We start from the raw sequence: 4,624 nt of genomic DNA, 5'->3' as shown, positions 1-4,624 counted from the left end.
GATTCGCTCAATAAACAGGCTGTATCTGAGGGTAGAGGCATTCTATTTATGCCACATTATAGATTTCCAGCTATAACTGGCAAGCTAAGGGACGCGTTAATGCAATCGGCGCGCTTGTTGGTTTTTTGTTTTTAACGGTAGCATTATTTGATACAAATATTAATTCAGATATCTTTTATGCCTGGTTAACACAACAGTTACTACCAAAGATACCGGCTAACTCGGTGATTGTTATGGACAATGCTAGCTTTCACAAACGAGCAGATATTCAGGATGCAATCCAACAAGAAGGCATTATCTTAGAATACCTTCCTCCCTATAGTCCTGACTTAAATCCAATTGAACACAAATGAGCTCAGGCCAAAGCGATAAGAAAACAGAATCGCTGTGATGATATAGACAAGTTATACCAATCATGGTAAATAATCTGTAAAATACCTAGTCACAGTATTTCACTTAATTTGACTAGGAATTTAATAATGGCAAGGATTGCTTCTATTCCAGATGAATTGTATGACTACGACTTTGATGCCTTACTGAACAGAGAGCCACATCCAAGAACACGGCTTCGCTTATTAGCGATGGCTCATTTGCAAGCAGGTTGGTCTCAAACTGAAATAGCACGAGCATTAAGGAAGTCAAACAATACCATTCAGGACTGGCTCAACCGTTTTAGACGAGATGGCCTTGAAGGACTTTATGAACAACCCGGCAGAGGAAAAAAACCGTTTCTTTGTCCTTCACAATATAATGAATTTAAAACGGCCGTTATTACCTTACAAAACAATCGTCAAGGCGGTAGAGTTCAAGGTAAAGATATACAACAGTTACTGCTAGAACAATTTAATATAGACTACAGCTTAAGTAGTATTTATGAGGTATTGCATAAAGCAGGACTTTCTTGGATTACATCAAGATCTAAACATCCTAATCATAGCCCAGATAAACAGCAAGCGTTTAAAAAAACTTTAAAAAAGAGGCCCTAAAAGTACTTCCCTCATTCGTTTCTCCAGATAAAGTTGATATTTGGTTTCAAGATGAAGCGAGAGTGGGTCAGCAAAATACCTGTACGCGTATTTGGGCAGAGAAAGGTACGCGTCCACGAGTGGTGAAACAACAACAGTTTGAGCAGCTATGCGCATAAACTCCTAATGACAGGTGTCCACTAAATGGGGTAAAGATCACATTTCCAGTTTCTTGAGCATAAGCTAACACTTTAAGTTTACGCTTTACTTCTTGCTCATCTTTTCTGTTCATTACTGCCCCTCAACTGACAACATGCCAAATATACAGAATGTGTCAGATGAAGTCTAAAGTTTCACACATTAATTTTCAATAAAGCTGTACATTAAACACCCAGTGCCTATTAGGGTCTTCATGGACATGCTCCTGTGAATCCAATAAAACATCGATGGAAAAGCTAGCTTCAGCGTAATAATCATTTCCTACAAGATCATCTTCGTATATATAAAAAACCAAGTTGTCAGTTGTTACACAATCACCTTCGTTTTCAAGACCGTGAAAATTAAAACTGAAAGTATGAGAGTCAGGCTTGCCGATGGGTACTGTGTTTTCCATTTCTTTTTCTTTTACAGTATCACCTGATGAGTTTTTCGTTTTAATAACTATCCATACCTCCGAAGTATTATCAAAAAACCTTTCATTCCAATATGAGTTTTCCTTAGATGAAACTGTTAATCTCACATTTGTGTAGTCACCAAGCTTTGTTTCGCGAACAAAATTCTTATGCTCAAGTTGGTATGCAGCTAGATGCCATGCGTGATTCAGTACTGGCTTAAGGATGCTTGGAGCACCGGGAATGTGGGCTTTAAGCAATGCTTGAGAATCCATATTTTTTAACCAAAAAATATCACCATACTGCATGGTACTTGTTGGTTCTCCAAATGTACCACTTCCGATGGTGTATCTATCCATCTTATAATTCGGATCAGAAATGATATCACCATGCACATTAAAGTTTGTCACAAACCTTGCGTTATTTCTGCCTGCACCAAGTGCTTGAATAGTACTATTTGATACTCCTGCTGCATCGAATACAATCGCAGGAATACCTAATTTTAAAGATGCTGCTGTTGCTAATCCTCCGCCCAGGCTATGCCCTGTTAAGTATAACTTTCTTGCATCCCTCTCATTTAAATTATGATTTTTGTTGTAGTCATCAATGCTTGTTTGTAGGCTTTTAGCAACATTGATGGCCTTATTATATTGCCCAGAGCGGCCAAACAACTGTAAGAAATCATCAGACCAATCCGTTAAGGATAGTGGCTCAGTCCCCCTGAAGGCTAATACAATATTCTTGGAGTGCTTGTGCTCAAAAACCACATAATCTAGCCCACTCACCCAAGGCCAGTCTATTTCGCTCCCCTCCCTACTCTTCTCAACATAATCATTCGTAGTGAAGTTTTGATTTATTACGTCATCAATTCCACTAAACAAGGACATCCCCCATTTAGCAAATTGTTTATCTCTATCGCTGTAGGACAGAGCAGCCAACTTGATAAAATCAACTGCTTGATTCCATTTTTCTTGTGATAAGCCTTTAGGCAAGTCATTTCTATTCATCAGGCAATTTGAGAGCATACTAGCCTTTCTATTCCCTCTTTGTTCCTGTTGGTATCCCAATTGGAAAATCCCCCCTAAGACTCATTTTAGGATGATTATTGTATTTATATGACCATGATGGATGCCGGTGTAACTACCCTCTAAAATAGCATAACCTGAGCGTAGAGATTTCTATATAATCAACACATAGGAGTTTTTACATGAGCAAACGACTAACTGAAACACAAATTGTCTCGATTCTTAAAGAAGCTGAAGCAGGCATAGTGTCGTTGTTCTCCGACTTATAGAGAGAACCATCTGTATCACCAGATGACCCTAGGGTCCTGAATAAAGTAGCGGGCCTGACAACGTAACGAAGCTAAATAGCGGGATGTAAATCGCGAGAGGCGCATCTTCCTGATGATCTTTACCCCATTTAGCGGACACCTGTCATTAGGAGTTTATGCGCATAGCTGCTCAAACCTAGCTGGTGTTTTATAACCAATAGATGAGTGCAACCTTTGCTTATTATAATAAACTTCAATGTACTCAAAAATTATCGTTTTCGCCTGTGCTCGATCACTAAAAACATAATCGTAGATACACTCAACTTTCAAGCTATGGAAAAAGCTTTCAGCAAGGGCATTATTGTAACAGTAGCCTTTGCCACTCATACTACAGATGAGTTTATTGTCCTTAAGCAGTTGTTGGTATTTGTTAGAGCAATATTGACTACCTCTGTCGGTGTGAACGATGACACCTCTCGGAAAATTACGGTGCCATTAACAACGCATCATAGACTAATCCTTTATTGATCCGTCTCGCCATCGACCAGCCGATAACTTGTCGGCTAAACACATCAATGAAAATGGCTAAATATAGCCAACCTTGCGTTGTCCAAATATAGGTAATATCACCCACCCATTTTTCATTGGGTTTATTTGCATGAAAATCCTGCTGTAAAAGATTATCAGCTATCGGTAAGTCATGCTTGCTATCCGTTGTAGCCTTGAATTTTTTGGCTTGTTTGGCTCGAAGCCCTAGTGCTACCATCCGCTTGGCTACTCGTTTGTGATTAACACATTGGTTGTTATCTTTTAGGGCTTTAGTAATACGGGGAGAGCCATAACGACCTTTATGGTGTTCGAATAACTCGATAATATCGCTATCTAGTTGCTGATTGCTCTTGTTTCTCTGAGTTTCACCCAACTGACACCATCTGTAGTACCCTGACCGAGAAACACTGAAAACCCAGCATTGAAAAGCCACAGGCCAGTCCTGCTTGTTTTTCTTGATGAAGGCATACTTCACAGCTGGTCTTTCGCAAAGTATGCTGCTGTAGATTCAACGGGTCAACGCAACACCTCTTTTATTTTCTCTTCTGGAGTCAGAAAACTCAATACTTTTCTAGGGCGCTGGTTAAGACTTTCCGCAATATAATTTAATTCCGCTTGAGAGTAATTCGATAAGTCACATTTTTTAGGTAAATATTGCCGTATAAGCCGGTTAGTATTTTCATTAGTTCCACGTTGCCAAGGTGATCGAGGATCACAAAAATACACTTTAATACCTGTTTCAGCAGTAAGCTTTTTGTGACTGGCTAACTCCATTCCCCTATCCCATGTTAATGATTTTTTTAACTCCTTTGGTAGGGTGTTGAATGCTACTATTAGGGCATTAACTACGCTTTCCGTATCATTGCCTGGTAGCTTTACTAAAATCGTTAAACGTGAGCTTCGCTCTACTAGCGTAGCCACATAGGATTTATTTGAGCCGCAAATCAGATCACCTTCCCAGTGGCCAGGTACTTTTCGGCTATCAACATTGATCGGTCGGTCTTTTATCGACACCGCATCAATGATGCCACCTCTAGGGTTGCCTTTCGTATTAAAGCTTTGGCTCAATATGGATTCCTGGGGACTATGCTTACAGACAAAAAGCTGTATACTCTAACGCTCATAATGGACTATTGATGAGTCGTTTGCTTATAAAAAATGATCAATATTAAACAGCTGGTTAGTGATGAGTATTGTTATCAGCTTATACGTCAACGTCGTTGGCC

At 39.5% G+C, this 4,624-nt stretch carries 6 protein-coding genes and 1 pseudogene; 2 read left to right on the top strand and 5 right to left on the bottom strand.

Features of this window, described 5'->3' with window-relative positions; translation table 11 throughout:
- The first annotated feature begins 62 nt into the window (after positions 1–62).
- Positions 63–353, top strand: coding sequence for a transposase (locus ORQ98_RS29020; protein ID WP_274692317.1), 291 nt, complete (start codon positions 63–65; stop codon positions 351–353).
- Between the two features lie 126 nt (positions 354–479).
- Positions 480–986, top strand: a complete 507-nt coding sequence (locus tag ORQ98_RS29015; protein WP_274692315.1) for an IS630 family transposase — start codon at positions 480–482, stop codon at positions 984–986.
- Between the two features lie 67 nt (positions 987–1,053).
- Here ORQ98_RS29015 and ORQ98_RS29010 read toward each other — a convergent pair whose 3' ends face one another.
- The 5 genes and pseudogenes from ORQ98_RS29010 to ORQ98_RS28995 all read right to left on the bottom strand — a co-directional run.
- A complete protein-coding gene (locus tag ORQ98_RS29010) occupies positions 1,054–1,257 on the bottom strand; it encodes a hypothetical protein (RefSeq protein WP_274692314.1) in 204 nt (67 codons plus the stop codon).
- 75 nt (positions 1,258–1,332) lie between these two features.
- Entirely contained in the window at positions 1,333–2,643 is a 1,311-nt protein-coding gene (locus tag ORQ98_RS29005; protein ID WP_274692313.1) for a Tle-like phospholipase domain-containing protein, read from the bottom strand.
- A 380-nt stretch (positions 2,644–3,023) separates the two neighbouring features.
- Positions 3,024–3,236 (bottom strand): IS3 family transposase, encoded by a 213-nt coding sequence (locus ORQ98_RS29775; RefSeq protein WP_425347731.1) that lies wholly within the window; start codon positions 3,234–3,236, stop codon positions 3,024–3,026.
- 97 nt (positions 3,237–3,333) lie between these two features.
- On the bottom strand, positions 3,334–3,894 hold the full coding sequence (locus ORQ98_RS29000; RefSeq protein ID WP_274692316.1) for an IS3 family transposase: 561 nt from the start codon (positions 3,892–3,894) through the stop codon (positions 3,334–3,336).
- Positions 3,895–3,914: 20 nt separating this feature from the next.
- Positions 3,915–4,463, bottom strand: a pseudogene (locus ORQ98_RS28995) (IS30 family transposase); the annotation flags it as partial.
- Positions 4,464–4,624: the final 161 nt, after the last annotated feature.

It is taken from the genome of Spartinivicinus poritis, from assembly GCF_028858535.1.
Taxonomy (GTDB): Bacteria; Pseudomonadota; Gammaproteobacteria; order Pseudomonadales; family Zooshikellaceae; genus Spartinivicinus; species Spartinivicinus poritis.
This window is presented reverse-complemented; position numbering and strand designations above follow the sequence as displayed.

What these genes read in the sequence shown, in the direction of transcription:
- ORQ98_RS29010 (WP_274692314.1), bottom strand. Translation starts at nt 1,257, where the DNA reads ATGAACAGAAAAGATGAGCAAGAAGTAAAGCGTAAACTTAAAGTGTTA.
- ORQ98_RS29015 (WP_274692315.1), top strand. Translation starts at nt 480, where the DNA reads ATGGCAAGGATTGCTTCTATTCCAGATGAATTGTATGACTACGACTTT.
- ORQ98_RS29775 (WP_425347731.1), bottom strand. Translation starts at nt 3,236, where the DNA reads ATGAGTGGCAAAGGCTACTGTTACAATAATGCCCTTGCTGAAAGCTTT.